The sequence below is a fragment of the Photorhabdus viridis genome, assembly GCF_040256935.1.
GTDB classification, from domain to species: Bacteria; Pseudomonadota; Gammaproteobacteria; order Enterobacterales; family Enterobacteriaceae; genus Photorhabdus; species Photorhabdus viridis.
On record NZ_JBEJZY010000296.1, the window covers coordinates 1 to 406 of the forward strand.

Below are 406 nucleotides of genomic sequence, written 5' to 3' on the forward strand. Positions count from 1 at the left end.
CTCTTCCGCCGCAAGGCGGGTAAAGAAATCATAGGAGGATTCCCTTTTCATGGTGGTGTATTCCCGCACTGAATGCGGGTCATTGAAATGCATACTGGCCCTGAGGGTTTTTTGTTTCAGTATGCTGTGTAAAATCTCGGGAACGCTGAGTTGGTGATAGATGCGGCTGTCCTGATCAAGGGTCAGCAGCCACATTTCTGGTTTGATGGTCAGGTGATACAGCGTTTGATGCCGGTTTGTGGCGCCAATAACCGCACTTTCAACTAATCCTTTCACTTCACGTTGCAGGTTATCATCACGGGTGACGGTGAACTGCGCGGTTTGGAGCAGGAGGGTATCGGTATCAATATCTGAACGCGGTGCCGCTAATGTCAGAGACAGGGTAAATAACGATGAGAGCGCTTCA

General features: G+C 49.8%; 1 protein-coding gene. It reads right to left on the reverse strand.

Features of this window, described 5'->3' with window-relative positions; translation table 11 throughout:
• Positions 1-406, reverse strand: a 406-nt coding sequence (locus ABR397_RS23440) for a contractile injection system protein, VgrG/Pvc8 family (RefSeq protein WP_350307796.1), incomplete at both ends; no start/stop codon positions are given.